The following is a 25,348-nucleotide window of genomic DNA, read 5'->3' as shown; positions in this document are numbered from 1 at the left end:
CGCTACCTACCCGTCCCCGCGTAGACCACGGCTTCGGTGTCGCCGCCCAGCTCGAACGCGTCGTGGATGGCGCGGACGGCGGCGTCGAGATCGGTGTCCCGGCAGACCACGGAGACCCGGATCTCGGAGGTGGAGATCATCTCGATGTTGACCCCGGCGGCGCCGAGCGCGGCGAAGAAGCCGGCCGCCACACCGGGGTGCGAGCGCATGCCCGCACCGATCAGCGAGACCTTGCCGACGTGGTCGTCGTAGAGCAGGCCCTTGAACTTGACCGGCTCCTGGATCTTGCTGAGTGCCGCCATCGCGGTGGGGCCGTCCGCCTTGGGCAGGGTGAACGAGATGTCCGTCCGGCCGGTGCCCTCGGTGGAGACGTTCTGCACGATCATGTCGATGTTGATCTCGGCGCCGGCGACGGTGTCGAAGATCCGCGCGGCGGCACCCGGCTCGTCGGGCACCCCGACGATCGTGATCTTGGCCTCGCTGCGGTCGTGCGCGACCCCGGTGATCAGTGCCTGCTCCACGGAAAGGTCCTCCATCGATCCGGTGACCATCGTGCCGGTGTTGGTCGAGTATGACGAACGGACGTGGATCGGCAACCCCGCCCGTCGGGCGTACTCCACGCTACGCAGGTGCAGCACCTTCGCGCCGCACGCGGCCAGCTCCAGCATCTCCTCGTAGGTGATGTGCTGGATGTGCCGGGCGTTGGGCACGATCCGCGGGTCGGCGGTGAAGATGCCGTCCACGTCGGTGTAGATCTCGCAGACGTCGGCGTGCAGGGCGGCGGCGAGCGCCACCGCGGTGGTGTCCGAACCACCGCGGCCCAGCGTGGTGACGTCCTTGGTGTCCTGCGAGACGCCCTGGAAGCCGGCCACGATGACCACCGACCCCTCGTCGAGCGCGCCCTTGAGCCGCCCGGGGGTGACGTCGATGATCCGTGCGCGGCCGTGCACCGAGGTGGTGATCACGCCGGCCTGCGAACCGGTGAACGAGCGGGCTTCGTACCCCAGGTTGTGGATGGCCATGGCCAGCAGGGCCATGGAGATCCGCTCCCCGGCGGTGAGCAGCATGTCCAGCTCGCGGCCCGGCGGCAGCGGGCTGACCTGGTTGGCCAGGTCGAGCAGCTCGTCGGTGGTGTCACCCATCGCGGAGACCACCACCACCACGTCGTCGCCGGCCTTGCGGGCGGCGACGATGCGCTCGGCCACCCGCTTGATCCGCTCGGCGTTGGCGACGGAGGACCCGCCGTACTTCTGCACCACGAGTGCCACGACGGTGCACTCCCTCCCAGCGACCCTGAGCGTGCCGACGCCGCCGGAACCGGGGCCGGCGGCGCGTGTCAGACCCCTTGAGGGTATCCGGCGGGTAACGACGCCGGGTCAGGTGATCCCACCATCCGGCCCGCCCGGGGCCGGCCGGGCCCGATCCCACCAGGTCGGGCGGTACGCGGGGACGGCCTCGCCCGACACGCCGGGACGAGCCCTGGTACGCGTCGGCACCCACCGATCGCCCGCACCCACCAGAATGGGCCGGTGCCTGTCCTCATCCGCTTGGCCGGCCGCGTGCTCGGGCCGCTCGCCCTCGCCCTGCCCGTGCTGCTGGCCGCCTGCACCAGTGAGCAGCCTCCGGCTCCGCCGCCCGCCGATCCGGGGCCGGTCGACGTGGACGCCGCGCGGGACGAGCTGGCGGCGCTGGCCGCGGCGGCTCAGGACCGCCACCTGGTGGCCCAGTACGTGTACAGCCAGACTGGCAAACCCGATCGCACCGTCGTGTTCACCAGCGCCAACGACGGCAGCTGGCGGGTCGACGTGCCGGGGGGCGCGTTGGGTGGCACGGCCGATGTCTCGATGGCCGACACGGCCGACGGGCTGTTCCAGTGCGCCCTCCCGTCGGCCGGTCATGCCGAGTCGGCGAGTTGCGTACGCCTGGGTGATCGCGACGACGCGATCCCCCGTCGGTCGGACCCCCGCGTCCAGCACCCGCTCACCGACTGGCTGGACGTGCTCACCGACCGACGCGCGCCCTTGGCGGTGGCACCGGCCGAGGCGCCCGAGGGACTCACCGGCACCTGCTACTCGGTGGACTCCACCTCGGCGTCGCTCAACGCCCCGCTGGACGTGGGTATCTACTGCTACGACGGGGACGGCACGCCGACCGGCGTCCGGACCGGGGCCGGGACGCTGCGGCTGGCCGCTCCACCCGGCCCGGCACCGGCCACCGTGCAGCTGGCCGGGCCGGTGGTGGTCGACCGGGAGCCGCTGGACACCGCGGCGCCGCCGACCCCGGACCCGTCGGACAGCCCGAGCGCGGGAACGCCCTGACCTTCGTCCCGTTACGGGTGCTCTTGCCCACATTCAGCCACCCCCGCCCCGGGGAGCGAATCACCCATACAGGACGATCTGGTGTATGGCCGACCTCACCCCGCTGCTCGCCTACCGCTGGAGTCCACGAGCCTTCGACCCGAACGCCGAGCTGACCCCGGAGGAGTCCGCCTCGCTGCTCGAAGCCGCGCGCTGGGCCCCGTCGACCGAGAACGGGCAGCCCTGGCGGTTCGCCCTCGGCCACCGGGACGACGAGACCTGGAAACGGATCCTGATCAGCCTCCCGGTCGACGACCAGAGCTGGATCCGGCACGCCGCGACCCTGGTGGTCGGCGCGCACACCGGCCTCGACGCGGAGCGGGCCGCGTACGACCTCGGGCAGGCGATGGCCCACCTGACCGTGCAGGCCACCGCGCTCGGCCTGCACGTGCACCAGCTCACCCGTTTCGACCGGGCCGGCCTCTCCACCGAACTCGACCTGCCCGGCGGCGTCCGCCCGTTGGTGGTCGCCGCCGTCGGCCGACTCGGGGACCCGTTCGCCCTCCCGGCCGACCTGCGTGCCCGGGAGACCGGCCTGCGGCACCGCCGTCCGGTCGCCGATCTGCTGCTGCGCTGACCGCGCTCGGGGGTGACCACCGGCGGGTGGGGTTGGTTACCGATTGCAGCGATCTTCGTGCTGGTCGGGCTGGCGATCGTGCCCGCGGTGAGCTGGGCGGAACGGACGCCGCGACTGGGTGCCGAGGCCGAAGCGCCGACCATGACCGCGGTCCCATAGTCCGGACCTGTCTTTCCACCCCCCGTTCCATCACGTAGGGTGACCTGGTCATGTGGCAGGCGCTTCTCCTCCTTAGCCGCCGCGACGAGGCCTGACCGGCCGGCACCTCGTCGCGGAGTCGCATCGCGCCGTCCAGCACATCCGAGTTTCTTCTCGGCACCGCCGCGCATCGTCGCCCGGCATCTCGCCGACACCTTCCGATCTGCTGACGCCACATGTTCCAGGGAGCACTCTGAGATGGCTCAACCTGTCACCGACGCCGAGACCGATCCGATCGCCCGGCAACGCCCCAGCCGGATGCCGTACCACCGCTACCAGCCGTACCAGGAGCAGTTCCGTGTCGAACTGCCGGACCGCACCTGGCCCACCCGCACCGTCGAGGCCGCCCCCCGCTGGTGCGCGGTGGATCTCCGCGACGGCAACCAGGCCCTGATCGACCCGATGTCGCCGGAGCGCAAGCGCCGGATGTTCCAACTGCTGGTCCAGATGGGCTACAAGGAGATCGAGGTCGGCTTCCCGTCGGCCAGCCAGACCGACTTCGAGTTCGTCCGGCAGCTCATCGACGACGACATGATCCCGGACGACGTCACCATCCAGGTGCTCACGCAGTGCCGGGAGCACCTGATCGAGCGGACGTTCGAGTCGCTGCGCGGCGCGAAGCGGGCCATCGTGCACTTCTACAACTCGACCTCCACCCTCCAGCGGCGGGTCGTCTTCGGGCTGGACCGGGACGGCATCGCCGACATCGCCACCAGCGGGGCGCGGCTCTGCCAGAAGTACGCGGAGATCCACACCCCGGACACCGAGATCTTCTACGAGTACTCGCCGGAGTCGTACACGGGCACCGAGCTGGAGTACGCGCTGGAGGTCTGCTCCCGGGTGATCGACGTGATCGACCCGACCCCGGACCGGCCGCTGATCATCAACCTGCCGGCCACCGTCGAGATGGCCACCCCCAACGTGTACGCCGACTCGATCGAGTGGATGCACAGGCACCTGCCGCGCCGGGACAGCGTGGTGCTGAGCCTGCACCCGCACAACGACCGGGGCACCGGCGTGGCCGCCGCGGAGCTGGGCCTGCTGGCCGGCGCGGACCGCATCGAGGGCTGCCTGTTCGGCAACGGTGAGCGCACCGGCAACGTGGACCTGGTGACCCTGGGGCTGAACATCTTCTCCCAGGGCATCGACCCGATGATCGACTTCTCGAACATCGACGAGATCCGGCGAGCCGTCGAGTACTGCAACCAGCTGCCGGTGCACGAGCGCCACCCGTACGCGGGCGACCTGGTCTACACCGCCTTCTCCGGCTCCCACCAGGACGCCATCAAGAAGGGCTTCGACGCCCTCGCCGCCGACGCGAAGGCGGCCGGCGTACCGCTGGACGAGCACACCTGGGCGGTGCCCTACCTGCCGATCGACCCGAAGGACCTGGGCCGCACCTACGAGGCGGTCATCCGGGTCAACTCGCAGTCCGGCAAGGGCGGCGTCGCGTACATCATGAAGAGCGAGCACCAACTGGACCTGCCGCGCCGGCTCCAGATCGAGTTCTCCGGGGTGGTGCAGCAGGTCACCGACCACGACGGCGGCGAGGTCGACCCGGCCGCGATGTGGGAGATCTTCGCGACGCACTACCTGCTCGACCACCAGCCCGACCCGGCGGTCCGACTGACCGGGTACACGATCGGCACCGCCGACGGCAAGGTCGAGATCGAGGCCCAGGTCGGTGTGGGCGGCGAGCAGCGGTCCCTGGCCGCAGTCGGCAACGGTCCGATCGACGCGTACGTGAACGCGCTCCAGTCGGTCGGGGTGGGCGTACGGGTGCTCGACTACCACGAGCACGCGCTCTCCTCCGGTGGTGACGCACAGGCCGCCGCGTACGTGGAGTGTGAGGTGGACGGGAAGACGGTCTGGGGTGTCGGCACCGACGCCAACATCGTCACCGCGTCGATCAAGGCGGTCACCAGCGCCGTCAACCGCGCCCGCCGCTGACCTACACGCGACGCCCCCGGGGTGGCTTGCTACTTCGGGGGTGTCGCGGCGGGCAGCGAATGGCAGGGCTGGGACGGCGGTGCTGTCCGGGGTGGTCGGTGGACCAGCACGAGGGCCAGCACCGCGCCGGCCACGAGCAGCCCGGCACACCACTCCATCGCGCCCCGGAACGCGTCGGTCAGCTCGGCCTTCTGCTCGTACCCGGCGCCGGAGAGCCCGACCAGCAGCGGCAGTGCCGCCACCGCGAGCAGGCCACCGGCCCGGGACGCGGCGTTGTTGAAGCCGCTGGCCACCCCGGAGAACCGGTCCTGGACGGCCGCCAGCACCGACGCGGTCAGCGGAGCCACCACCAGGGTCAACCCGATGCCGAAGAGCAGCACCCCGGGCAGCACGTCCCGCCAGTACGACGCGCCCGGTCCGATGCCGCGCAGCAGCAGCAGACCGACCGCGGCGACCACCGGCCCGATGGTGAGCGGCAGCCGCGGACCGATCCGCGCCGACAGCGCGCCGGCCCGCGCCGACCCGGCCAGCAGCAGCAGGGTCATCGGCAGCAACGCGATGCCGGTGCGGAAGGCCGACCACCCGACCACGTTCTGCAGGTAGACGGCGAAGAAGAAGGTGAAACCGCCGAGCGCCGCGTAGACGACAACTGTGAAGAGGTTCAGCACCGAGAAGAGCCGGCTGCCGAACAGCCCGGTGGGCAGCATCGCGGCGTCGCCACGCCGCCGCTCCAGCAGGACGAAGGCCACCGCGGAGAGCACCCCGACCACTGCCGCGATCAGCACCTCGGCGGAGTCGAACCCGCGGGCCGGCGCGTCGATCAGGGCGTAGGTGACGCCGGCGAGCGCGAGCGCTCCGAGCAGGGCTCCGGCCACGTCGAACCGCCGTCGGGCCCGACCGCGCCCCTCGGTCCGGGAGGCGCTCTCGTCCCGGCTCTCCGGCACCCAACGCAGCGCGGCCAGCAGCACCAGCACGGCGATCGGCAGGTTGAGAAAGAAGATCCAGCGCCAGGACAGCGTGTCGATGAGCCAGCCGCCGATGAACGGGCCCAGCGCGGTGGACACCCCGGACAGCCCGGCCCAGGCGCCGATCGCCCGGCCCCGGTCGTCGGGATGGAAGCTGGCCTGGAGCACCGACAGCGACCCGGGCGTGAGCAGCGCGCCGCCGGCTCCCTGGAGGAACCGGGCCGCGATCAGCATGCCGGTGTCCTGGGCCAGCCCGCAGAGCACCGAGGCGGCGGTGAACCAGACCACGCCGACGAGGAAGATGCGTCGCCTGCCGAAGCGGTCCCCGAGCGCACCACCGAGCAGCACGAACGCCGCCAGCATCAGCAGATAGCCGTTGACGGTCCACTGGAGATCGGACACGTTCGCGCCGAGGTCCTGCCCGAGCTTCGGCAGCGCCACGTTGACGACGGTGCTGTCGAGGAACACCATTCCAGAGGCGAGTACGGCGGCGAGCAGGGTGCCTCGGCCGGCGGTGGTGCCCATCCGGAGGGGGGACGCCGGTACGGGTGGGGTCATCCCACCAATCTGCCTTGCATCATGTGGGAGACGCCACGAAACGCCGAAACCGTGCCCGGGTACTGTGCGCAATCGCCGGGAGCCCCCAAGCTGGAGAGGTGTCGTCTGTGCGTACCAGATCAGGACCGCGAGCGGCGGTGGCCGCGCTTGCCGCGGCGCTGGCGCTCGGCGTGGCCGGTTGCGTCCCGCAGGATGAGCCGACCGCACCGCCGCCGAGCGACGGCGGCAACGCCGCGGAGCAGCTGAGCCAGCTCACCGTCGCTACCGCCGGCTCGATGAAGGGCTACAGCCGGGAGCGTTTTCCGCACTGGCGGGACACCGGCAAGAACTGCGATGTCCGGGACAGCATCCTCCAACGCGACGGTAAGGACGTGAAGCTCTCCGGTTGCAACGTGGTGGGCGGGCGCTGGGAGAGCGTGTACGACGGTCGCAGCTTCTCGGATCCCTCCGACGTGGACATCGATCACATGGTGCCGTTGGCCAACGCGTGGCGCTCGGGTGCCGACGAGTGGGACAACGCGAAGCGCGGCGATTTCGCCAACGACACCACCCGTCCGCAGCTGTTCGCGGTTTCCGCCTCCTCGAACCGGGCAAAGGGTGACCAGGACCCGTCCCAGTGGAAGCCGGCAAACCGATCGTACTGGTGCAAATACGCCCAGGACTGGGTGACGGTCAAGCACTACTGGCGGCTGACGGTGACCACCGCCGAGAAGGCCGCCCTGACCGACATGTTGGAGGGCTGTTCAGTGGGGAGCGATTCGTGACCGCCGCCGGGGAGACCGGCCCGTCCGCCGCCGGCATGACCGCCGACGGCGCCGCCGAGACTCCCGCTGCCGTGCCGGGTGCCGGCATGGTCGCGGATTCGGCCGGCGCTGCCGGGCCGCAGAGCCGCACCACCGACATCGTGCCCGGCCCCGGCGGCGTGATGACCGACGAGGTCGGCGTCGTCACAGGTGACCTGACGCTGCGCACCGAGTACGCGGACGGCAAGGTCACCGTGCGGGTGCAGTACAAGGACGCGGACGAGTGGTACACGGTGACCGGCACGTCGGTCACGCTGGCCGACCCGGCCGGGCTGGACGCGGTGCACGGTGTCGCGGTGGGGCTGCTGAACCGCCCCGAGGGCTGAGCCGCCCGAGGGCCGCCCGGGAGGGACGGCCCTGGGCGGCTGTCACGGGGTCGGGATCAGCTCACCCGGCGGGTCGAGGGGGCCGGTGCCCTCCACCGGGCGGACCAACTCCACCTCGACCTGGTGCGGCCGGATCTGGCCGGCGGCGATGTCCTCGGCGAAGTGGCAGGCCACTCGATGCCCGCCGACCACGTCACGCAACTCCGGCCGCTCGTCGGCGCACCGGGTCGGCTGCGCCCACGGGCACCGGGTGTGGAATCGGCAGCCGGACGGCGGATTGGTCGGCGAGGGCAGGTCCCCGGCGAGCAGGATCCGTTCCCGACGGTCCTCCACCAGCGGGTCGGGCACCGGCACCGCGGACATGAGGGCGCGGGTGTACGGGTGCATCGGCTCGCGGTAGAGGTCGTCGCTGGACGCCTCCTCCACCAACCCGCCCAGGTACATCACACCCACCGTGTCGGCGATGTGCCGGACCACCGCCAGGTCGTGCGCGATGATCAGGTACGTCAGGCCGCGCTCGTTCTGAAGATCCTCCAGCAGGTTGAGCACCTGGGCCTGGATCGACACGTCAAGCGCGGAGACCGGCTCGTCGGCGACGATCAGGTCCGGGTTGAGCACCAGCGCCCGGGCGATGCCGATCCGCTGGCGCTGGCCGCCGGAGAACTCGTGCGGGTACTTGCTGAGGGCCGACGCCGGCAGGCCGACCGCCTCCAGCGTCTCGCGCAACCGTCGGTTGGTCTCCACCTTGTCGCCGGCCAACCCGTGTGCCTTGAGGCCCTCCACCAGCAGCGACTCCACCGACTGTCGGGGGTCCAGGCTGGAGAGTGGGTCCTGGAAGATCATCTGCATGCGGCGGCGGGCGTGCCGCATCGCCTCGCCCTTCAGCGCACGGACGTCGGTGCCGTCAAAGATGATCTCACCGTCGGTGGGCTCGACGAGCCGCAACAACCCCCGACCCAACGTCGACTTGCCGCAGCCCGACTCGCCGACCAGCCCGTAGGTCTCGCCCTTGCGGATGCTCAGCGACACGCCGTCCACGGCGTAGACATAGCCGACGGTCCGGTCGAAGAGCAGGCCACTCTTGATCGGAAAGTGGACCTTGATGTCGCGCAGTTCGATCAGGGGTTCGGTCTGTTCGGTCATCGGACCGCCACCTCCTCGGAGACGGGGTTGTTGCAGCGGAGGTCGCCGCCGGCGGCGGTGGGTTCGAGCGGCGGAGGCCCTTCCAGGCACGCGTCCACGACGTTGTCGCAGCGCGGCGCGAACGCACACCCCTCGGCCCACGGGATGTTGTCGGAGACCGACCCACGGATGGCGTGCAGCCGCTCACCCCGGGGTGAGTCGAGCCGGGGCACCGAACTGAGCAGCCCGTGCGTGTACGGGTGCCGGGCGTGCGCGAACAGTTGGTGCCGCCGCTCCCGCTCGACGACCTTTCCGCCGTAGAGCACGTTGACGGTGTCACAGAGTCCGGCCACCACGCCCAGGTCGTGAGTGATCATGACGAGCGCGGTGCCGGTCTCGTCCACCAACTGCTTGAGCAGGGTGAGGATCTGCGCCTGGATGGTCACGTCGAGCGCGGTGGTCGGCTCATCGGCGATCAGCAGTCGAGGCTTGCAGGCCAACGCGATGGCGATGAGCGCGCGCTGACGCATCCCGCCGGAGATCTGGTGCGGGTACTCGGAGAGTCGCCGTTGCGGGTCGGGGATACCGACGGCGTCCAGCAGTTCCCGCGACTCCCGCAGCGCCTGCTTGCGGTCCCGGCCCTGGTGGCGCTCCAACACCTCGGCGACCTGGATGCCGATCGGGATGACCGGGTTCAGCGAGGAGAGCGGGTCCTGGAAGATCATGCTGATCTCCCGACCCCGCCGGTCGCGCATGTCGTCCGGCCGCAGCTTCAGCAGGTCGGTGCCCTCGAAGAGCACCTCCCCGGTGACCTTGTTACCCCGTTTGGGCAGCAGGCCCATGATGGCCAGGCTGGTCACGCTCTTGCCACAGCCGGACTCACCGACCAGGCCGACGGTCTGCCCGGGTTCCACGGTGAAGCTGACCTTGTCGACGGCGGTGAAGGGCCGCTCGCCCCGCCGCTGGAACACGACGCTCAGGTCACGGACGTCGAGCAGGCTCATCGGGTCACTTCCTCACTGCTGTGGTCCTTCGCTCGCGAGTGCGGGGCTCGCAAGCTCACTCCTCGCGCTCGCCACGGGCGGGCGCCGGACGTGCTGGTTGCGCGCACCGTGGTCACCGCCGGTTCTTCGGGTCGATCGCCTCGCGCATCGCCTCACCCAGCAGGGTGAAGCCGAGCGCGACCACGACGATGGCGAGCGCGGGGTAGTACGCCAACTCCGGGCGGACCTCGAAATAACGTTGTCCGTCCACGCCGAGCATGAGACCCCACTCGGCCCGGTTGATGTCCGGATCGCCGAGGCCCAGGAAGGACAGCGCCGCCGCGTCCAGGATGGCTACCGCGAAGGTCAGGGTGGCCTGCACGATCACCGCGGTCAGCGAGTTGGGCAGCATGTGCCGCAGCACGATGTTGCGCTCCTTGACGCCGAGCGCACGGGCGGCGAGCACGTGGTCGCTCTCCCGCTGGGCCAGCATCGAGCCACGCAGCAACCGGGCGAAGATCGGCACACTCACGATGGCCACCGCGAAGATGACGGTCCACTGGCTCGACCGGCTGGCCATCGCGACCAGGGTGATCGCGAGCAGCAGGCTCGGCAGGGCCAGCATCACGTCGGTGAGGCGCATCAGGACCACGTCGACCCAGCCGCCGAAGGCGCCGGCGATCGCGCCGATCAGCACACCGAGCGCGAGGCCGATGAGAGTGGCGAGCACGCCCACGAAGAGCGTCTGCCGGGCCCCGTAGATCATGCGGGACAGGAAGTCCCGGCCCAACGGGTCGGAGCCGAACGGGAAGTCACCGCTGGCACCCGGAATGGTGTCCACGGTGAGGTCCTTCGTCAGCTCGTCGAAGCGCTGCACCGGATCGTGCGGCGCGATCAGCGGGGCGAAGATCGCCACCAGGACGAACAGCCCCACGATGACGGCCCCGATGATGGCGACCGGGTTGCGTCGCAACCGGCGTACGGCGTCCCGGACGAGGCTGACTCCGCCCCGATCGGACGCACTCGCCCGGGCCAGTTCGTCCAGCCGCGCCTTCTTGCGGTCGCCGAGCACGCCGATGCTGCGCTCGCTCATGCCGGGGCGTGGCTTGTCGTCCCCGCTGCGGGGGGCCGGCGTACCGGCCTGGGTGGTCGGATCACTCATCGCACACGCACCCTCGGGTCGATGAAGGCGTAGGAGAGGTCGACCAGCAGGTTGACCACCACGAAGACCAGGGCGGCGAGCAGGATGATCGCCTGGAGCACCGGGTAGTCCCGGCCGCCGCTGATCGAGTCGGTGATCAGCGTGCCGATGCCACCCCAGTTGTAGACCTTCTCGGTGAGCACCGCCCCGGAGAGCAGCGCGCCGGTCTGCAGACCGATGGTGGTGACCACCGGCAGCAACGCGTTGCGCAGGATGTGTCGACCACGGATGGTGCGGTGCCGTAGGCCCTTCGCCTCGGCGGTCCGCACATAGTCCTCATTGAGGACGTCGAGCACGCTGGCTCGGGTGATGCGCACGATCACCGCCAGCGGAATGGTCGCGAGCGTGATCGCCGGCAGGATCAGGTGCCACAGCGCGTCGGCGCTGGCATCGAACTCGCGAGTGAGTAGGCCGTCGAGCACGAAGAAGCCGGTGACGTTCGTGTTGTCCAGACCGGTGGTGAGCCGGCCGGACGGCGGGAACCAGTGGATGTTCTGTGTGAAGACATCCTTGAGCAGGTAACCCAGGAAGAAGATCGGGATCGAGATGCCGAGCAGGGTGCCCGCGATGGTGAGGTTGTCCAGCGCCCGTCCGCGCCAGCGGGCGGCGAGGTAGCCGAGCGGCACCCCGAGGCCGACCGCGATGATCATCGCGGCGAGGGCCAGCTCGATGGTGGCCGGGAAGGCGCGGCTGATGACCTCGGTGACCGGGTCACCGGTCCGGATCGAGTTGCCGAAGTCGCCGGTAACCACCCGCTGCATGAACTTGCCGTACTGCACCAGGATCGGCTGGTCGTAGCCGAGCGCCTTGGTCAGCAGGGCCCGGCGCTCGGGCGTGGCCCGCTCACCGAGCAGCGCCTCGACCGGGCCACCGGGCAGGTTCCGCAGCCAGATGAAGATCAGCGCCGACAGCGCTATCAGGGTCACCACCAACTGCAGCAGGCGGCGGACTATGACTCGCAACATCTTTCACACACCAGACTCTCAATGGATCGCGGATCGGCCCGGGCCGGGGAGGAGCCCCGGACCCGGGCCGATCACGCCTACGGCGTCAGCCGACGGAGGTCACTTGCTGATGCTGACCGTGTTGAACCGCTCGTCGGTCAGCGGGCTGGCCACGAGCCCCTTGACGTCCTTGGTGACGACGATGGCCGGCGGGGCGTGCCAGAGCGGCACGGCCGGCAGCCACTTGGCGGCGATGTCCCGGTTGACCTGCTCCCAGGCCGCCTTCTTGCCCGCGTCGTCCACGGTGGCGTCGGCCTTGGTGATGGCCTCGAACATGTCGTTCATCGCCTGGTCGCCGAACTCGGCCTTGCCGCGGCCGAAGAACGTGCCGACGAAGTTGCCCGGGTCGTTGTAGTCACCGGTCCAGCCCAGGATGTGCAGGTCGTGCTTGCCGAACTGCTGCACGTCGTCCTTGAAGCCACCGTTCCACGGGCGAGGCACACCGTTGACCTTGATGCCCACGGCCTGGAGGTCGTTGGCCAGGACGGTGAAGATCTCCTGCGGGTTCGGCATGTACGGCCGGGTGACGTCCGGCGGGTAGTAGAAGTTCAGCGTCAGACCCTCGGCGCCGGCGTCCTTCAGCAGCTGCTTCGCCTTCTCCGGGTTGTAGTCGTACTTCTGCACGTCCGGGGCGTAGCCGAGCACGGTGTCCGGCATGAACTCGTCGGCGACCTTCGCGCCACCCGGGCCCTTGGTCTGCACCAGCTGCTGACGGTTGAGCGCGTAGGCGATCGCCTGGCGCACCCGCAGGTCCTTCAGCTTCGGGTTCTTCTGGTTGATGCCCAGGTAGAGGATGTTGAACGCCGGGCGGTTGACGACCTGGAAGCCCTCACCCTCGAGCGCCTTGCGGTCGGCCGGGGCCGGGAAGTCGATGCCCTGGACGGTGCCGGCACGGAGCTCCTGCTTACGGGTGCTCTCGTCCTTGATGACCTTGATGATCATCTTGTCCACCTTGGCCTTCTCGCCAAAGTAGTCCGGGTTCCGGTTCAGGGTGATCTCGTTCTTGGCCTTGTCCCACCCACCGAAGGTGAACGGACCGGTGCCGACCGGGTGCTCGTTGGCGAACGCGCTGTACGAGAACGAGTCACCGTTCTGCGTGACCGTGTTGCCGTCGTACTTCTTGAGCGCCTCGGGGCTCGCGATCGACAGCGAGGTCAGCGCGAAGGCGCCGGGGAACGCGCCCTTGTACTTGTTGAGGGTCAGGACGGCGGTGCCTTCGTCCGTGGCCTCACACTTGTTGTAGATCGACTCGCCGGCGCCCTCGGCCTCGTTCTTGGCGAACCCGCCGAAGGTGTCCATGTAGTAGATCATCTGGGACTGGGCGGCAGCGCCCTTCATGTTGTACCAGCGGTCGAAGTTGAAGCAGACCGCGGCAGCGTTGAACGGCGTGCCGTCGTGGAACTTCACGCCCTGACGGAGCTTGAACGTCCAGACCTTGCCGGCCGGGTCGTGCTCCCAGCTCTCAGCCAGACCGCCCTGAAGCTCCGCGGTGCCCGGCTTGTGACTCACCAGGGTGTCGAACATCTGCCGAACCGGCCGGAACGACTCACCGTCATCGTTGAAGATCGGATCGAAGTTCTTCGGGTCGCCGGCACCCGCGAAGATGAAGGTGCCGCCAGTCTTGGCCTCGCCAGTGTCACCGTCGCGATCGCTCTCCGCGCAGCCGGCCGCGCCGACCGCCAGAGCGGCAACGGCCGCGATGGCCACAGCCGTTTTAAGCCTTCTCGCCTGCATCTCTCACCTCTGTCATGCGGATGACCACACCGAGTTGTGGCTCGGTCCGTGTGCGGGAGGCTATGACATGTCACACGTGCAGCGGAACGGGCGTTAGGCAATCGCTATCAAGCCGACACCTTGCGCGGGGGTCTGACAGTCGACGGCACGGCGAATACATTGGGCGACACATCGATCCGTGCGGGGCTGGGCACCGCGACGGGGGTGGCATCGTCACGGACGACACCACCCCCGGGGGTACGAATCAGACGGCCCGGCGCCCCTCGAAGGCGCGACCGAGGGTGATCTCGTCGGCATACTCCAGATCGCCGCCGACCGGCAGCCCGCTGGCCAGCCGGGTCACCGAGATGCCCATCGGCTTCACCATCAACGCCAGGTAGGTGGCGGTCGCCTCGCCCTCGGTGTTCGGGTCGGTGGCCAGGATCAGCTCCCGTACCCCGCCACCACCGAGCCGGATCATCAGCTCCCGGATGCGCAGATTGTCGGGGCCGATCCCCTCCAGCGGATTGATCGCGCCGCCCAGCACGTGGTAGCGACCGCGGAACTCACCCGTCCGCTCGACGGCCACCACGTCCTTGGGCTCCTCCACCACGCACAGCACCTCGTCGGTGCGGCGCGGGTCGCGGCAGATCCGGCACTGCTCGGACTCGGCCACGTTGTAACAGGTCGTGCAGAACCGCACCAGCTCCTTGACCTTGCGCAGCGCGCCGGCCAGCCGGTTGACGTCGGCCGGATCCGCCGAGAGAACGTGGAACGCGATCCGCTGAGCGCTCTTCGGACCCACGCCCGGCAGTCGACCCAACTCGTCGATCAGATCCTGGATGGCACCTTCGTACATCTGCCGGCTCAGAAACCGGGCAGGCCGAGGCCGCCCATGCCGCCGGCGACCGGACCCATCTTGCGCTCGGTCAACTCCCGGGCCGCCTCAGCGGCGTTGTGCACGGCCGCGACGACCAGATCCTCAAGCGTCTCCACGTCGTCCGGGTCGACGGCCTTCGGGTCGATCTTGATGGCCTTCAGCTCACCGGAGCCGGAGACGGTCGCGGTGACCAGCCCGCCACCGGCGGTGCCGGTCAGCTCGGCCTCGGCCAGCTCGGCCTGGGCGGCGGCGATCTGCTGCTGCATCTTCTGCGCCTGCTTCAGCATCTGCTGCATGTTCGGCTGTCCACCTGGGCGCACGGGATGGCTCCTTCTCACACTCGTCTGCTCGACCGTCGCTCAGCCTATCCGCTGGGACCGACCTCGCCCCGCCCGGTTCGTCCGCCCACGCGCCGAGCCTCGGGTACGGCTACCCCTACCCCGAACCGGCCATCTGCGGGTAGTGCGCCGGGACCCGCCGCACTGGTCTGCTCATGGCATGAACCTCAACCGCACCGGCCGGGTCGGCGCGCTGTGCTGGCTCGCGGCCGCGCCCGTCTTCCTCGTCGCCAGCCTGATCACCGGGCTGCGGTGGCGCGAGCCCACCTACAGCTGGGCCACCCACAACATCAGCGACCTCGGCAACGCCCACTGCGGCGTCTGGGACACCACCCGCCCCCGCCACGTCTGCTCGCCATGGCATCCACTGATGAACACCGCGATGCTGACCGTCGCCGTACTGCTCGCCGTCGGGCTCCTGCTGACCTGGCGGATCCTCGGCCGTGGCCCGGTGGTGCGCTCGGCCCAGACACTCCTGCTGCTGGCCACCGGCGGATACGCCCTCGCGGCCGTCTACCCGGCCGACGTGGACGAGAACCTGCACGTCCTCGGCGCATTCCTGATCATGGGGATGGGAAACGTCGGCCTGCTCCTCGCCGGCTTCGCCCCACGCTCCACGACGCTCGGCCGGTGGCGACCGCTCACCCTCACCGCCGGGCTCATCGCGCTGGTCGGCACGACACTGTTCTTCGCCCGACAGGGCGTCGGGATCGGCGTAGGAGGCATGGAACGCCTAGCCGTCCTACCCTTCCCCCTCTGGGCCTGCGCCCTGGGAGTCCTCCTAGCCGAAACCCCCACCCCCGCCCCCGCTCGCGTCGATCATGGAGTTGTGGTGCCGGAATAGATCAGCAACGGGCGTTTTGTCACCCACCACAACTCCATGATCGACGGAGGGGCTGTTAGCGGGCGTCGATCTCGTTGATCTTTTCGGCGCCGAAGGTCTCCCGGAGCAGCCGTACCGCCTGCTCCTCGCTGGACTCTCGCGCCGTCTTCTCGTCGATGATCTCGTCCAACGGCTCGTCGCCCGGGTCGAACCCCTCATAGGCCGGGGCCGCCGCCGGTGCCGCGCCGCCGGGCCGGCCGGCCCGCGCCGGGCCGTCGAAGTCCGGGTCGTAGGGCGGCTCGCCGGCCCATTCGGCGTCCGCGACGGGCCGGGCTGCCGCTCCGGTACGCGCACCACGCCCCGCCGCCGCCGCACGAGCTGCGGCGATGGCGCTGCTCACCGGGGCGCCACCGGCTGTCGCCGGCTGCCGGGCCGCCGGTGTCGGGTTACCCCGCCCGCCCGGCTTACCGCCACCGGCCGCCGCCCCGGAACCGCCCGAACCACCCGGTCCCATGCCGTTCGCGCCACCGCCATTGGTGCCGCCACCGTTCGCGGCACTGCCGTTCGAGCCACCGCTGTTGGCGCCGCCACCGTTCGCGGCGCCGCCGTTCGCGCCACCGCCGTTCGCGCCACCGCCGTTCGCGCCACCGCCGTTCGCGCCACCGCCACCGTTCACGGCGCTGCCGTTGGCACCCGTCGACGTCGGCGCGGAGTGGGAGCTCAACTCGTTTCCGGCCGACGCTCCGCCGGGTCGGGCGGGCTCCGGCCAGTCCTCGTCATCCGTCGCCTCGGCGACCGGGGCGCCGCCGCCAGGGCGGGCCGCCTCGGGCCAGTCGCCCTCGTCGTCCGCCGGCGGGGCGGTCGGCCCTGCGCCCTGCCGACCGGCACCGTGACCACCGGAACCCGCGCCGACACCGCCACGCGAAGCCGGGCCGGCCGGGTTCGCCGCGGTCGGCGGGGCGTTCGTCGGATCAGGAGCGGCGGTCGAGGCGTTGGGTGCCGCACTCCCCCACCCGGCGGCGTTCGAGCCGGACGCATCGTTCGAGCCGTGCGCAGCGTTCGAACCGGACGCAACGTTCGAACCGGACGCAACGTTCGAACCGGACGCAACGTTCGAACCGGACGCAACGTTCGAGCCATGCACTGCGTTCGAACCGGACGCAACGTTCGAGCCGTGCGCAGCGTTCGAACCGTGCGCAGCGTTCGAGCCGTGGGCAACGTTCGAACCGTGGGCAACGTTCGAACCGTGCGCAACGTTCGAACCGGACGCATCGTTCGAACCATGTACTGCGTTCGAACCAGACGCATCGTTCGAACCGTGCACTGCGTTCGAGCCGGACGCAGCGCTCGAGCTTTGCGCAGGATTCGAGCCAGACGCGGCGTTCGAGCTTTGCGCAGGGTTCGGGCCCGACGCAGGGTTCGAGTTCGCTGCGGCTGGCGGAGCGCTTGTCGGACCGGCTGCGGCAGTCGGGGTCGCGGCGTTCGCAGCGGGCGGGGTGTCCGGCCCGGAGGACGGCGCGGCGGGTCGGGCGGCGGGCTGCGAGCGCGGTGAGCCGGACAGCGACACGCCACCGCGCTCGCCGGCCACCTCGCACCGGATCTGCCAGCGCCCGCCCAACTCCTCGTAGAGCGCGTCGGTGAGCACCGCCGCGTGGTCGGCCATCATCTTGGCCAGCACTGTGGACTTCACCGTCAGCACCAGCGTGTCGCCGTCGAGTTCGCGGACGACCGCGTCCCGCATCAGGGCGGCGATCCGCTTGTTGGTCCGGTTGACCTTGCCGACTACGTCGGGCCAGACGCGGCGGACCGCGACCGCGTCCAGCGCGGCGGCCGGTGCCCCCGGTCGGGGCGGCGCGGGCGTGGCCGGGTCGGGCAGCACCGCCGACGGTGGTACCACGCGACGCGGGGCCGGCCCGGCGGGCGAGACGGGTATGGCCTGGTCAGCGGGTGCCGACCCGGTCGACGCACCTGGTGACGCCGGGATCGGCGAGTCGGCCGCCGAGACGTACGAGGCCGGCGCGCCGGAGGTCGGTGCGTGCGAGGCGGATGCGCCGGAGGTCGGTGCGTGCGAGACGGGAGCCTCGGTGACCGAAGCGGCCGGGGCGGGAGCGCCCGAGGGCGCGGCGGTCTGGGTCGGGGACGCTGCCGGGTCGACCGCCCACGGCGGTGCGGAGGTCGGGGCGTTCGCGGGTGCCGGGGTGGCGGCAGCCGGGACCGGGGTGGCTGGCTGTGGGCGTACCCCTGGGTTGTTGGTTGGCGCGGAGCCGGCGGCGGCCGGCGGCGCGTCGGTGCCGCTCAGGGTGAGCCGGCGTTCCATCCGCTCCAGGCGCTGGAGGAGGCCGCCGGTGGAGTCGTCGACGCCGGGCAGCAGCATCCGGGCGCAGATCAGCTCCAGCAGCAGGCGGGGCGCGGTGGTGCCGCGCATCTCGACCAGCCCGTTGTGCACGATGTCGGCGCAGCGGGAGAGCGTGGCCGAGCCGAGTTGCGAAGCCTGGGCGGCCATCCGCTCGATCTGGTCGGCGGGGCCGTCGATCAGACCCTTCGCGGCGGCGTCCGGCACCTGCTGGATGACGATCAGGTCGCGCAGCCGCTCCAGCAGGTCGGAGGCGAACCGGCGCATGTCGTGCCCGGCCTCGGCGACCCGGTCGACGGTGGCGTACGCGGCCGCGCCGTCACCGGCGGCCAGCGCGTCGCACATCTCGTCGATCAGCGCCGAGTCGGTGACCCCGAGCAGCGCGACGGCCCGGGCATAGCTGACCCCCTCCGCGCCGGCGCCGGCGATGAGCTGGTCGAGCACGGAGAGGCTGTCCCGCATGCTGCCGCCACCGGCGCGCACCACCAGCGGAAAGACCGCCGGCTCGACGGCGACGCCCTCGGCCTGGGTGAGCTGCTCCAGGTACGGGCGGACCACCTTCGGCGGAAACAGCCGGAACGGGTAGTGGTGGGTCCGCGACCGGATCGTGCCGAGGACCTTCTCCGGCTCGGTGGTGGCGAAGATGAACTTGACGTATTCCGGGGGCTCCTCGACCAGCTTGAGCAGGGCGTTGAAGCCCTGGGTCGAGACCATGTGCGCCTCGTCGATGATGTAGATCTTGAAGCGGCTGCTGGCTGGCGCGAAGAAGGCGCGCTCGCGCAGCTCGCGGGCGTCGTCGACGCCGCCGTGGCTGGCCGCGTCGATCTCGATCACGTCGATCGAGCCGGTGCCGTCGGCGGCCAGCGAGCGGCAGGACTCACACTTGCCGCACGGCTCCGGGGTGGGGCCCTGCTCACAGTTGAGCGAGCGGGCCATGATCCGGGCGCTGGTGGTCTTGCCGCAGCCTCGCGGGCCGGAGAAGAGGTAGGCGTGGTTGAGCCGTCCGCTACGCAGCGCCTGCGACAGCGGCTCGGTCACGTGCTCCTGACCGATGACCTCAGCGAAGGTACGCGGCCGGTACTTGCGGTAGAGCGCCAGCGTCACTCGTCCCGCCTCCTCTCGACCGAGCCATTCTGCGCCGCTCGGGCGCGGGTGACCACCCACCACCCCGGGGCGCCTGGGCCTTCGGGCTTGATCGACTCGGCTATCGGCCTTGATCGACTCGGCTTCCTGGAAACCGCGGTGTCCGCGTGGCCGGGACACCGCGACATCACGGATGTCGAGTGGATCAACCGGCCCACAGACAAAAAGGCCTCCCGTGCACCCGGCAGAGCTCGCTTATCCTTGCTGCCTTCCGGCCCTGGGGAGGTTCACGAGATACCGCCGCACGGGAGGTGACGCCCAGCCTACCCGACCGCCCGTCGATCTTCAGGGGGTGGTGGGGTGGCCCGGCCGACGCGGGCCTGTATCCTGGCTCGCGGAGGATTCGCCTAGAGGCCTAGGGCGCACGCTTGGAAAGCGTGTTGGGTTTACACCCTCACGAGTTCGAATCTCGTATCCTCCGCTCGCCTGAGCAGCACCAACGACAGGGCCGGCCCCAACGGGGACCGGCCCTGAGTCGTCTGCGGGGTGGCGTCAGCCCACCACCTGGACGTGCCCCGCGCCCTGCGCCGAGACCCACCCTTCGAGTTCGGCGCCGCCGAGGGACCGGGTCGCTTCCTCGTCGACGAGGACGGGGCTGACGACGGCACCCTTCGCGCCCTCGAACTGGCAGCCGAGGCGGTGTCGCTTCGCTGGTTCGAGTTGACAGTGCTGCCGGGGTTGCTCCAGACCGAGGCGTACGCCCGGGCGGTGCTGAGCGGCGCGGGCCTGATCCCCCGGGGTGAGCTCGACCGACACCTCACGGTCCGACTCGGCCGGCAGGGTGTGCTCAAGCGGGACGACCCGCCGCAGTTCACGGCGGTGCTCGACGAGGCGGTCATCCGCCGCCCGGTGGGCGGCCGGGCGACGATGCGCGATCAACTGTTGGCCGTGGCGGCGGCGTGCGCCGAGCCGCACATCCGGGTGCACGTCGTGCCCAGCACGGTCGGCGCCTACGCCGGCCTCAACGGACCTTTCGTGATCGCGCACAGCCATGACCACCGGGTCGCCGGCTATCTCGACAACCAACTCCAGGGACAAGTCGCTAGCGACCCCGAGGACATCGCCGCCATGATGGCGGCATGGGAGAACGTGCGCGGGGAGGCGTTGTCCCACTGGCAGTCGGTCGAACTCATCACGGAAGTGGCGGAGTCATGGAGCTGAACGGCGCCCGGTGGCGCAAGAGCAGCCGCAGCAGCGGCAACGGCGGCGCCTGCGTCGAGGTCGCCGACAACCTGCTCGGCGTCATCGGCGTACGGGATTCGAAGGACCCGACCGGCCCGGCGCTCGCCTTCGCGCCCGCGGCCTGGCGCGCGTTCGTCACCCAGCTCGCCCGGCGGGCCTGAACGGCCCCGACGATCCGTCACCCCTCCGGCCGACCGCACGCTCACGGCCGGGACTCGCGCGAACGCCCGGCCGGTCCAACGACAGACCGACCGGGCGTTGCCTCGCACCACTCAGAACAGCGGGCCACCACTTTGCGGCCCAGCGATCCGGAGACCGAAGCGCTGGGGCCAGACGATCTCAGTGCGCGCGGAGAGACCGCTCCACGTCTTGTTCTGCGGCGCCAGCCCGCCGCCAGCACTGTAGAACGGGTTGATGACCCCGGACGCGTATCCGGCGTAGTCGCCCTTCACCTCTTCACCGGGGGACGCCACGACGGCGTCCAACCCAGTGGCGCGGGTGAGGTTCAGCAGTGCGATGGCGGTACCGAACTTGTCGCCGTTCTCGGCCCCGTCCGGGACGGCCGAGTTGTTCTGGTCGAACGCCTGCGCCCCGGCACCCGTCAGCCCACCGGCGGAGCCCTTGAGCAGGGTGATGTTGCCGGCGTCGACCCGCGAGCCGATGTCCTCACCGGGGGCACCGACCAGGACATCCGCTCTACCGTCGCCGGTCACATCACCGACAGCGAGCGCACCACCGAAGCGGTCTTCATCCTCGGGGCTGTCCGGCACGCCGGCCGTACGCTGGGTGATGATCTGCACCGCGCTGCTGGACAGGCCGCCGGAGCGGCCGGCGAAGACCGCGATGAGGCCACCGTTGAGGTGCGGAGTCTGCGCGCCGGGGGCGCCGACGACCACCTCGCCCAGCCCGTCGCCGTTCACGTCGCCGACCGCGAGCGTGTCACCCAGGTACCAGACGTAGGTGCCGGTCCCATCGTTGGGTTCGATTGCCCCACCGGTGACCGAGGTCGCGCCGGTGGATGACACACCACTCGCCGAGCCCCACATCAGGGTGACCATGCCGCTGCCGTCAAAGCTCGTGCCGTCGTTTTCCCGAGGAGCGCCGATGACCAGATCCTGGTAACGGTTGTTGTCGACCTTTCCGATCGCGAGCGTGAAGCCGAACTGGTCGTTGCTCTCGGCCGACCCGGGCACCGCGGCCTGGTCCTGATGAAGGAGCTGAGCCCCGGCGGATGTCAGGCCAGCCGACCCACCGAAGAGGACGGTGACCGCCCCGGCGATCGCCTTGCTTCCGATCGACTCACCCCAGGCGCCGATGGCGAGATCGTCGCGACCATCCCCGTTGATGTCTCCGGCCGCGAGGGCACCACCGAACTGGTCGAATTCCTCCGGACTATCCGGAACACCCGGCGAGTCCTGGTTGAAGTGAATGGCCGAGCCGACAACCAGACCGTTTCGGCCACCCGGAATGACCCAGACCCCGCCGGCGTGGGTCTTGTTCCGGGGATCCGGCTCGTCAGGGCTGCCGATCGCCAGGTCGTCGTAGCTGTCACCGTTGAAGTCCCCGGCCACGAGAGCCATACCGAAAGCGACGGCACCGCCGTCCCCCGGAATGACACCTATCAGGTAGTCGACCTTTGGCGCCGAGGAGTACCGCACGTTGACCACGCCCGCCGGGGACAGCGGCAAGCTGTACTCGAACGGGTCGCCAAAGGCCGCGATGTCGTCGATGCCGTCGCCGTCGAAGTCGGATCGGCCGACACCCGTGCCCCGCAACCGGGGCGTCGCCTTCCGGATGGCCACCGAATGGTGCTGGATTACGACGCCGTCCCGGGTGATGGTCTGGACGCCTTCCGCAGCCTGCGCGGGGGCGCCGACCGCCAGGCTGGCCAGGACAGTTGGAAAAACCAGAAGAGACGCGCTTCTTCGCACAGAGACCCCGTTTCCATAGGCGCCTGGACACGATAGGCGGCCGGCTCGTCCGCCAACATGAGTCGAACGGGCAGTGCAAGCGCAACTGATTCGAGGGCGAGCCCGGACGGCGGGTACCGTCCGGAGACGGCTCGGCAAGTCCGGAGCCGTCGTACACATGTTCTATCCACAGGCTGTGGACGGCGGAGGACTCGATGGCTTACCGGCTCAGCGCGATCGTCGCGGACGCTGAGCTGCTTCGAGAGCAGACCGCCGAGCTGGACCACGCGGTCCTCGGCGAGCTGCGCCAGGACTTCGCGTTACTGCCGGTCACCCCGCAGTTGGTGATCGAGCTGACCGGGTCGTTGCCGGATTTCGCGGCGGACGACCGGAGCGCCGCGCGCCCGTTCGACCTGGTGTTGTCGACGGCGCTGGTCGAGGTGCTGACCCGCTGGTCGCAGTCGGGGCCGGTGGCCTATCTGGAGGCGGAGTTCGGTGGTGGCGTTGGCCACCAGTCGGCGGCGGTGTGGCTGGGCGGGACGCTGTCCTGGGGTCCATGCTTCGACGACGAGTTGGACGCGCCGCGCGAGCGGTGGCCGATCAACGCGGCTCTGACCCGACTCGGCGTCGAGCCCGGCACCTGGATCGACAGGTTCGCCGAACTGGGGTTGCACCTGGAGCGGAACACCGACGGCTGGCTGGCGCACGGGCGACGTCGACTCAGCGCCGACTACTGGGATGAGCTGGTCGAACAGTGGGAAAACCAGTAATTCCGCCACCGGCAGCAACCTGAACGCTCCCGTTCCGTTGGGGACTGGGGGATTCCATGAAATTGCGACAATTTGCGTTTATCACCACGCTGATGGCGGCTGCCTCGATCGCTGGCAGTGGCGTACCGCCAACCGGGCCGATCCCGGATGGCCGGCCCGCCGGCAGCGTGGAGGTCATCGGTCTGAACGGCCTACAGAACATCGAGTTCGGTGCCACCGAGGACGAGCTGACCCGACGCGGCATCCTGCGTACCAGTCTGGATGCCTGCGGGCCGGTGCTGGCCGGCCACGACACGGTCAGCCCGGTGTTCGTCGAGGACAAACTCGTGCTGCTCTGGGTCGGCGACCCGATGCGGACACCGGAGGGCATAACGGCGGGCTCGCCCGTCGACCAGGTCTGGGACCGCTATCCAGAGGTCAGCCGACTTCGTGCTCCACAGGGGACACGCCGCCTCGATGGGCTACTCGCCCGCAGCGGCGACCGCGCGTACCTGTTCCTGCACGACGGGCGCACGGTCCGAAAAACCATCGCCGGGTACGCGGACTGGGCCCGCCGCCTCTTCGACGAGGGTGCGGGCCCGTGCTGACCGGCGCGGTCTGATCAGGGCGACGTGTGGCCGCCACAGTCGAGGTCTCTGGCCGGCAACTGTCCGTCGGCAAGATAGGCGACGACTGCGTCGTCCACGCACCTGTTGCCGTAGTTGCCGAAGACACCGTGGATCCGAGCGTCGCGCAGGGTGAGCAGCCGGGAGCCGGTGAGCGCTCGGTGCATGGCCTGCCCGTGTCGGTAGATCGTGCGGGTGTCGCCAGTGGACTGCACGATCAGCGCTGGCACGTCGTTCTGCACCACCGTCGGCCGTTCCCGGGACTGCCGTGGCCAGAATGCGCACGGGCTGATCGACCTGGTCAACTCCCCGAATCGGGGTTCGCTGCTCCGGTGCTGGCGAATGTCACGCCAATAGTGCTCGGGATCGCGGGGCACCGGCACGTCCCCGCAGAGGATCGCGGCCTGCACGCTGCCGGTCGCCGACTCGGCACCTGTGAACAGAAACGACAGCGTGTCCGCCAATGATGCGGTAGGTGTCGCCGAGCCCGACACCACGGCTTGCCGAAGCACCCTTACCGTCTCCGCGAGGTCGGCCTGGGTCTCGTCCCGGTCGTCGCTGAGCCGATTGAGCAGCAGATACGGCACCGACTGCCGGTCAACCTCATAGCCACCCACCCGGAGCGGGCGGCGCGCTGCCGCTGCGAGAATCCCGTCCACCACGGCCAGCACCTGGCCGCCCGTGCCGCCCAGGCCGTACCGGTCATGGCGGCGGGCCGCCCATTCCGCCCAGTCGCTCAGTGCGACCTCGTTGGCGGGTCCGGCCTCGCGCACCACCCGCGCGCCATACTCGGCGGGGTCGACAGCGCTGTCCAGGACGACCCGATCCGCGCGCCCGGGGAACATCTGCGTGTAGACCGCGCCGAGGTAGGTGCCGTACGAATAGCCGAGGTAGGACAGCTTGTGCTCGCCGAGAACGGCTCGGAGGAGGTCCATGTCGCGGGCCGTATTCCGCGTGGTGACGTGCGGCAGTAGATCGGCATGACGGCGGGCGCACCGGGCAGCCAGGTCCCGTTGGAATGCGGTCAGCTGATCGAAGGTCGCACGGCCTGGCCCCGCGGAGCGGGTCCAGGTGCCGGTGGGCCAGCCGCAATCCAGTGGGGTGCTGCGACCGACGAACCGAGGGTCCAGCCCGATGAGGTCGAACCGCGCCCCGACGTCACCCAGCCACTGTCGGATCGGCAGGACGTCCGACATCCCCGGCGCACCCGGACCGCCGGTGTTCAACAGAAGGACTCCGCGCCGGTGCGCGATGTCGGTCGCCGCCAGCCGGGACAATGCCAGGGTGATGGTGCGGCCGTGCGGACGGGCGTAATCCAGCGGAACGGTCAGCTCGGTGCAGCTCGCGCCGGCCCGATCCAGCTCGGCGCCAGCCGGGTCGGCCGAGCCCCGCTGGCAGGTGTGCCAGTCCAGTCGTTGTCGCTGGGCGCCGGCCACGTCGTCGGCACCAGCCGCGGCCGACACCGGCCCGGCGGCGGTGACGGTGATTGCCAGCGCGGTCAACGCGGCCACCGTTCTCATCGTCGTCGCGGCGCGTCTGTTCCAGGTCATCGTCATCTCCTCGGTTGGGGACTCGGCTCGGTGGCGG

The 25,348-nt window shown here is 70.2% G+C and carries 22 protein-coding genes, 1 tRNA gene and 1 other RNA gene; 11 read left to right on the top strand and 13 right to left on the bottom strand.

Features of this window, described 5'->3' with window-relative positions; all coding sequences use genetic code 11:
* Nucleotides 1-2: 2 nt before the first annotated feature.
* Nucleotides 3-1,268: an aspartate kinase gene (locus tag ACLQ3B_RS14490; protein WP_030489892.1), complete on the bottom strand. Its 1,266-nt coding sequence runs from the start codon at nucleotides 1,266-1,268 to the stop codon at nucleotides 3-5.
* A 261-nt stretch (nucleotides 1,269-1,529) separates the two neighbouring features.
* Here ACLQ3B_RS14490 and ACLQ3B_RS14485 point away from each other — a divergent pair, with 261 nt between their 5' ends.
* The 3 genes from ACLQ3B_RS14485 to leuA all read left to right on the top strand — a co-directional run bounded on the left by ACLQ3B_RS14485 (nucleotide 1,530) and on the right by leuA (nucleotide 5,082).
* Nucleotides 1,530-2,318 carry a hypothetical protein gene (locus tag ACLQ3B_RS14485; protein WP_425780997.1) on the top strand — a complete coding sequence of 263 codons (789 nt, stop codon included), beginning with the start codon at nucleotides 1,530-1,532 and terminating at the stop codon, nucleotides 2,316-2,318.
* Nucleotides 2,319-2,403: 85 nt separating this feature from the next.
* The gene (locus ACLQ3B_RS14480; RefSeq protein ID WP_425780995.1) at nucleotides 2,404-2,934 is read left to right on the top strand and encodes a nitroreductase family protein; all 531 of its coding nucleotides are present in this window, start codon (nucleotides 2,404-2,406) and stop codon (nucleotides 2,932-2,934) included.
* A gap of 396 nt (nucleotides 2,935-3,330) precedes the next feature.
* Entirely contained in the window at nucleotides 3,331-5,082 is a 1,752-nt protein-coding gene (leuA, locus tag ACLQ3B_RS14475) for a 2-isopropylmalate synthase (RefSeq protein ID WP_425780993.1), read from the top strand.
* A gap of 29 nt (nucleotides 5,083-5,111) precedes the next feature.
* Here leuA and ACLQ3B_RS14470 read toward each other — a convergent pair whose 3' ends face one another.
* A complete protein-coding gene (locus tag ACLQ3B_RS14470) occupies nucleotides 5,112-6,605 on the bottom strand; it encodes an MFS transporter (protein WP_425780991.1) in 1,494 nt (497 codons plus the stop codon).
* Between the two features lie 107 nt (nucleotides 6,606-6,712).
* Between ACLQ3B_RS14470 and ACLQ3B_RS14465 the strand changes: the two genes are divergently transcribed.
* Complete coding sequence (locus ACLQ3B_RS14465; RefSeq protein WP_238658003.1) at nucleotides 6,713-7,369, top strand: HNH endonuclease family protein; 657 nt, start codon at nucleotides 6,713-6,715, stop codon at nucleotides 7,367-7,369.
* 35 nt (nucleotides 7,370-7,404) lie between these two features.
* Complete coding sequence (locus ACLQ3B_RS14460) at nucleotides 7,405-7,734, top strand: hypothetical protein (RefSeq protein ID WP_425781677.1); 330 nt, start codon at nucleotides 7,405-7,407, stop codon at nucleotides 7,732-7,734.
* A gap of 42 nt (nucleotides 7,735-7,776) precedes the next feature.
* Here the strand turns inward: ACLQ3B_RS14460 and ACLQ3B_RS14455 are convergent, their stop codons facing one another.
* From ACLQ3B_RS14455 to ACLQ3B_RS14425, 7 genes are all read right to left on the bottom strand, one after another.
* Entirely contained in the window at nucleotides 7,777-8,877 is a 1,101-nt protein-coding gene (locus ACLQ3B_RS14455; protein WP_425780989.1) for an ABC transporter ATP-binding protein, read from the bottom strand.
* Complete coding sequence (locus ACLQ3B_RS14450) at nucleotides 8,874-9,860, bottom strand: ABC transporter ATP-binding protein (RefSeq protein ID WP_425780987.1); 987 nt, start codon at nucleotides 9,858-9,860, stop codon at nucleotides 8,874-8,876. Before ACLQ3B_RS14450 ends, ACLQ3B_RS14455 begins: the two co-directional genes overlap by 4 nt.
* 112 nt (nucleotides 9,861-9,972) lie before the next feature.
* Complete coding sequence (locus ACLQ3B_RS14445) at nucleotides 9,973-10,932, bottom strand: ABC transporter permease (protein WP_425781675.1); 960 nt, start codon at nucleotides 10,930-10,932, stop codon at nucleotides 9,973-9,975.
* Between the two features lie 65 nt (nucleotides 10,933-10,997).
* The gene (locus tag ACLQ3B_RS14440) at nucleotides 10,998-12,005 is read right to left on the bottom strand and encodes an ABC transporter permease (protein ID WP_425780985.1); all 1,008 of its coding nucleotides are present in this window, start codon (nucleotides 12,003-12,005) and stop codon (nucleotides 10,998-11,000) included.
* A 99-nt stretch (nucleotides 12,006-12,104) separates the two neighbouring features.
* A complete protein-coding gene (locus tag ACLQ3B_RS14435) occupies nucleotides 12,105-13,778 on the bottom strand; it encodes an ABC transporter substrate-binding protein (RefSeq protein WP_425780983.1) in 1,674 nt (557 codons plus the stop codon).
* Nucleotides 13,779-14,022: 244 nt separating this feature from the next.
* Nucleotides 14,023-14,616 (bottom strand): recombination mediator RecR, encoded by a 594-nt coding sequence (gene recR, locus ACLQ3B_RS14430; protein ID WP_366635235.1) that lies wholly within the window; start codon nucleotides 14,614-14,616, stop codon nucleotides 14,023-14,025.
* Nucleotides 14,617-14,624: 8 nt separating this feature from the next.
* Nucleotides 14,625-14,933, bottom strand: a complete 309-nt coding sequence (locus ACLQ3B_RS14425) for a YbaB/EbfC family nucleoid-associated protein (RefSeq protein ID WP_007466279.1) — start codon at nucleotides 14,931-14,933, stop codon at nucleotides 14,625-14,627.
* Nucleotides 14,934-15,135: 202 nt separating this feature from the next.
* On the opposite strand from ACLQ3B_RS14425, the gene ACLQ3B_RS14420 reads away from it, so the two are divergent.
* On the top strand, nucleotides 15,136-15,819 hold the full coding sequence (locus tag ACLQ3B_RS14420) for a DUF998 domain-containing protein (protein WP_425780981.1): 684 nt from the start codon (nucleotides 15,136-15,138) through the stop codon (nucleotides 15,817-15,819).
* A 55-nt stretch (nucleotides 15,820-15,874) separates the two neighbouring features.
* On the opposite strand, the gene ACLQ3B_RS14415 is transcribed toward ACLQ3B_RS14420, so the two are convergent.
* Both ACLQ3B_RS14415 and ffs read right to left on the bottom strand, forming a co-directional pair.
* Nucleotides 15,875-19,255, bottom strand: coding sequence for a DNA polymerase III subunit gamma and tau (locus tag ACLQ3B_RS14415; protein WP_425780979.1), 3,381 nt, complete (start codon nucleotides 19,253-19,255; stop codon nucleotides 15,875-15,877).
* A gap of 203 nt (nucleotides 19,256-19,458) precedes the next feature.
* Nucleotides 19,459-19,548: signal recognition particle sRNA small type (gene ffs, locus ACLQ3B_RS14410), an RNA gene on the bottom strand.
* 82 nt (nucleotides 19,549-19,630) lie between these two features.
* On the opposite strand from ffs, the gene ACLQ3B_RS14405 reads away from it, so the two are divergent.
* From ACLQ3B_RS14405 to ACLQ3B_RS14395, 3 genes are all read left to right on the top strand, one after another.
* Nucleotides 19,631-19,715, top strand: a tRNA-Ser gene (locus ACLQ3B_RS14405).
* 65 nt (nucleotides 19,716-19,780) lie between these two features.
* Nucleotides 19,781-20,455 carry a DUF5753 domain-containing protein gene (locus ACLQ3B_RS14400; protein ID WP_425780977.1) on the top strand — a complete coding sequence of 225 codons (675 nt, stop codon included), beginning with the start codon at nucleotides 19,781-19,783 and terminating at the stop codon, nucleotides 20,453-20,455.
* Nucleotides 20,446-20,637, top strand: a complete 192-nt coding sequence (locus ACLQ3B_RS14395) for a DUF397 domain-containing protein (RefSeq protein WP_425780975.1) — start codon at nucleotides 20,446-20,448, stop codon at nucleotides 20,635-20,637. Before ACLQ3B_RS14400 ends, ACLQ3B_RS14395 begins: the two co-directional genes overlap by 10 nt.
* Nucleotides 20,638-20,748: 111 nt before the next feature.
* Here ACLQ3B_RS14395 and ACLQ3B_RS14390 read toward each other — a convergent pair whose 3' ends face one another.
* Nucleotides 20,749-22,278, bottom strand: a complete 1,530-nt coding sequence (locus ACLQ3B_RS14390; RefSeq protein ID WP_425780973.1) for a hypothetical protein — start codon at nucleotides 22,276-22,278, stop codon at nucleotides 20,749-20,751.
* A 323-nt stretch (nucleotides 22,279-22,601) separates the two neighbouring features.
* Here ACLQ3B_RS14390 and ACLQ3B_RS14385 point away from each other — a divergent pair, with 323 nt between their 5' ends.
* Both ACLQ3B_RS14385 and ACLQ3B_RS14380 read left to right on the top strand, forming a co-directional pair.
* Nucleotides 22,602-23,156: a hypothetical protein gene (locus ACLQ3B_RS14385; RefSeq protein WP_425780971.1), complete on the top strand. Its 555-nt coding sequence runs from the start codon at nucleotides 22,602-22,604 to the stop codon at nucleotides 23,154-23,156.
* Between the two features lie 92 nt (nucleotides 23,157-23,248).
* Nucleotides 23,249-23,743 (top strand): hypothetical protein, encoded by a 495-nt coding sequence (locus ACLQ3B_RS14380; protein ID WP_425780969.1) that lies wholly within the window; start codon nucleotides 23,249-23,251, stop codon nucleotides 23,741-23,743.
* Nucleotides 23,744-23,757: 14 nt separating this feature from the next.
* On the opposite strand, the gene ACLQ3B_RS14375 is transcribed toward ACLQ3B_RS14380, so the two are convergent.
* Nucleotides 23,758-25,311: an alpha/beta hydrolase gene (locus tag ACLQ3B_RS14375; protein WP_425780968.1), complete on the bottom strand. Its 1,554-nt coding sequence runs from the start codon at nucleotides 25,309-25,311 to the stop codon at nucleotides 23,758-23,760.
* Between the last annotated feature and the right edge of the window lie 37 nt (nucleotides 25,312-25,348).

The organism is Micromonospora sp. DT53 (genome assembly GCF_049841535.1).
GTDB lineage: Bacteria > Actinomycetota > Actinomycetes > Mycobacteriales > Micromonosporaceae > Micromonospora.
Note: the sequence above shows the minus strand (reverse complement) of the source record. Positions and strands in the feature narration are given on the sequence as shown.

Coding starts and splice junctions, on each gene's coding strand:
- ACLQ3B_RS14450 (WP_425780987.1), bottom strand. CDS start 9,860: ATGAGCCTGCTCGACGTCCGTGACCTGAGCGTCGTGTTCCAGCGGCGG.
- ACLQ3B_RS14460 (WP_425781677.1), top strand. CDS start 7,405: ATGACCGCCGACGGCGCCGCCGAGACTCCCGCTGCCGTGCCGGGTGCC.
- leuA (WP_425780993.1), top strand. CDS start 3,331: ATGGCTCAACCTGTCACCGACGCCGAGACCGATCCGATCGCCCGGCAA.
- ACLQ3B_RS14420 (WP_425780981.1), top strand. CDS start 15,136: ATGAACCTCAACCGCACCGGCCGGGTCGGCGCGCTGTGCTGGCTCGCG.
- recR (WP_366635235.1), bottom strand. CDS start 14,616: ATGTACGAAGGTGCCATCCAGGATCTGATCGACGAGTTGGGTCGACTG.
- ACLQ3B_RS14470 (WP_425780991.1), bottom strand. CDS start 6,605: ATGACCCCACCCGTACCGGCGTCCCCCCTCCGGATGGGCACCACCGCC.
- ACLQ3B_RS14380 (WP_425780969.1), top strand. CDS start 23,249: ATGGCGGCTGCCTCGATCGCTGGCAGTGGCGTACCGCCAACCGGGCCG.
- ACLQ3B_RS14445 (WP_425781675.1), bottom strand. CDS start 10,932: ATGAGCGAGCGCAGCATCGGCGTGCTCGGCGACCGCAAGAAGGCGCGG.
- ACLQ3B_RS14440 (WP_425780985.1), bottom strand. CDS start 12,005: ATGTTGCGAGTCATAGTCCGCCGCCTGCTGCAGTTGGTGGTGACCCTG.
- ACLQ3B_RS14375 (WP_425780968.1), bottom strand. CDS start 25,311: ATGACCTGGAACAGACGCGCCGCGACGACGATGAGAACGGTGGCCGCG.
- ACLQ3B_RS14435 (WP_425780983.1), bottom strand. CDS start 13,778: ATGCAGGCGAGAAGGCTTAAAACGGCTGTGGCCATCGCGGCCGTTGCC.
- ACLQ3B_RS14480 (WP_425780995.1), top strand. CDS start 2,404: ATGGCCGACCTCACCCCGCTGCTCGCCTACCGCTGGAGTCCACGAGCC.
- ACLQ3B_RS14455 (WP_425780989.1), bottom strand. CDS start 8,877: ATGACCGAACAGACCGAACCCCTGATCGAACTGCGCGACATCAAGGTC.
- ACLQ3B_RS14385 (WP_425780971.1), top strand. CDS start 22,602: ATGGCTTACCGGCTCAGCGCGATCGTCGCGGACGCTGAGCTGCTTCGA.
- ACLQ3B_RS14395 (WP_425780975.1), top strand. CDS start 20,446: ATGGAGCTGAACGGCGCCCGGTGGCGCAAGAGCAGCCGCAGCAGCGGC.
- ACLQ3B_RS14425 (WP_007466279.1), bottom strand. CDS start 14,933: ATGCAGCAGATGCTGAAGCAGGCGCAGAAGATGCAGCAGCAGATCGCC.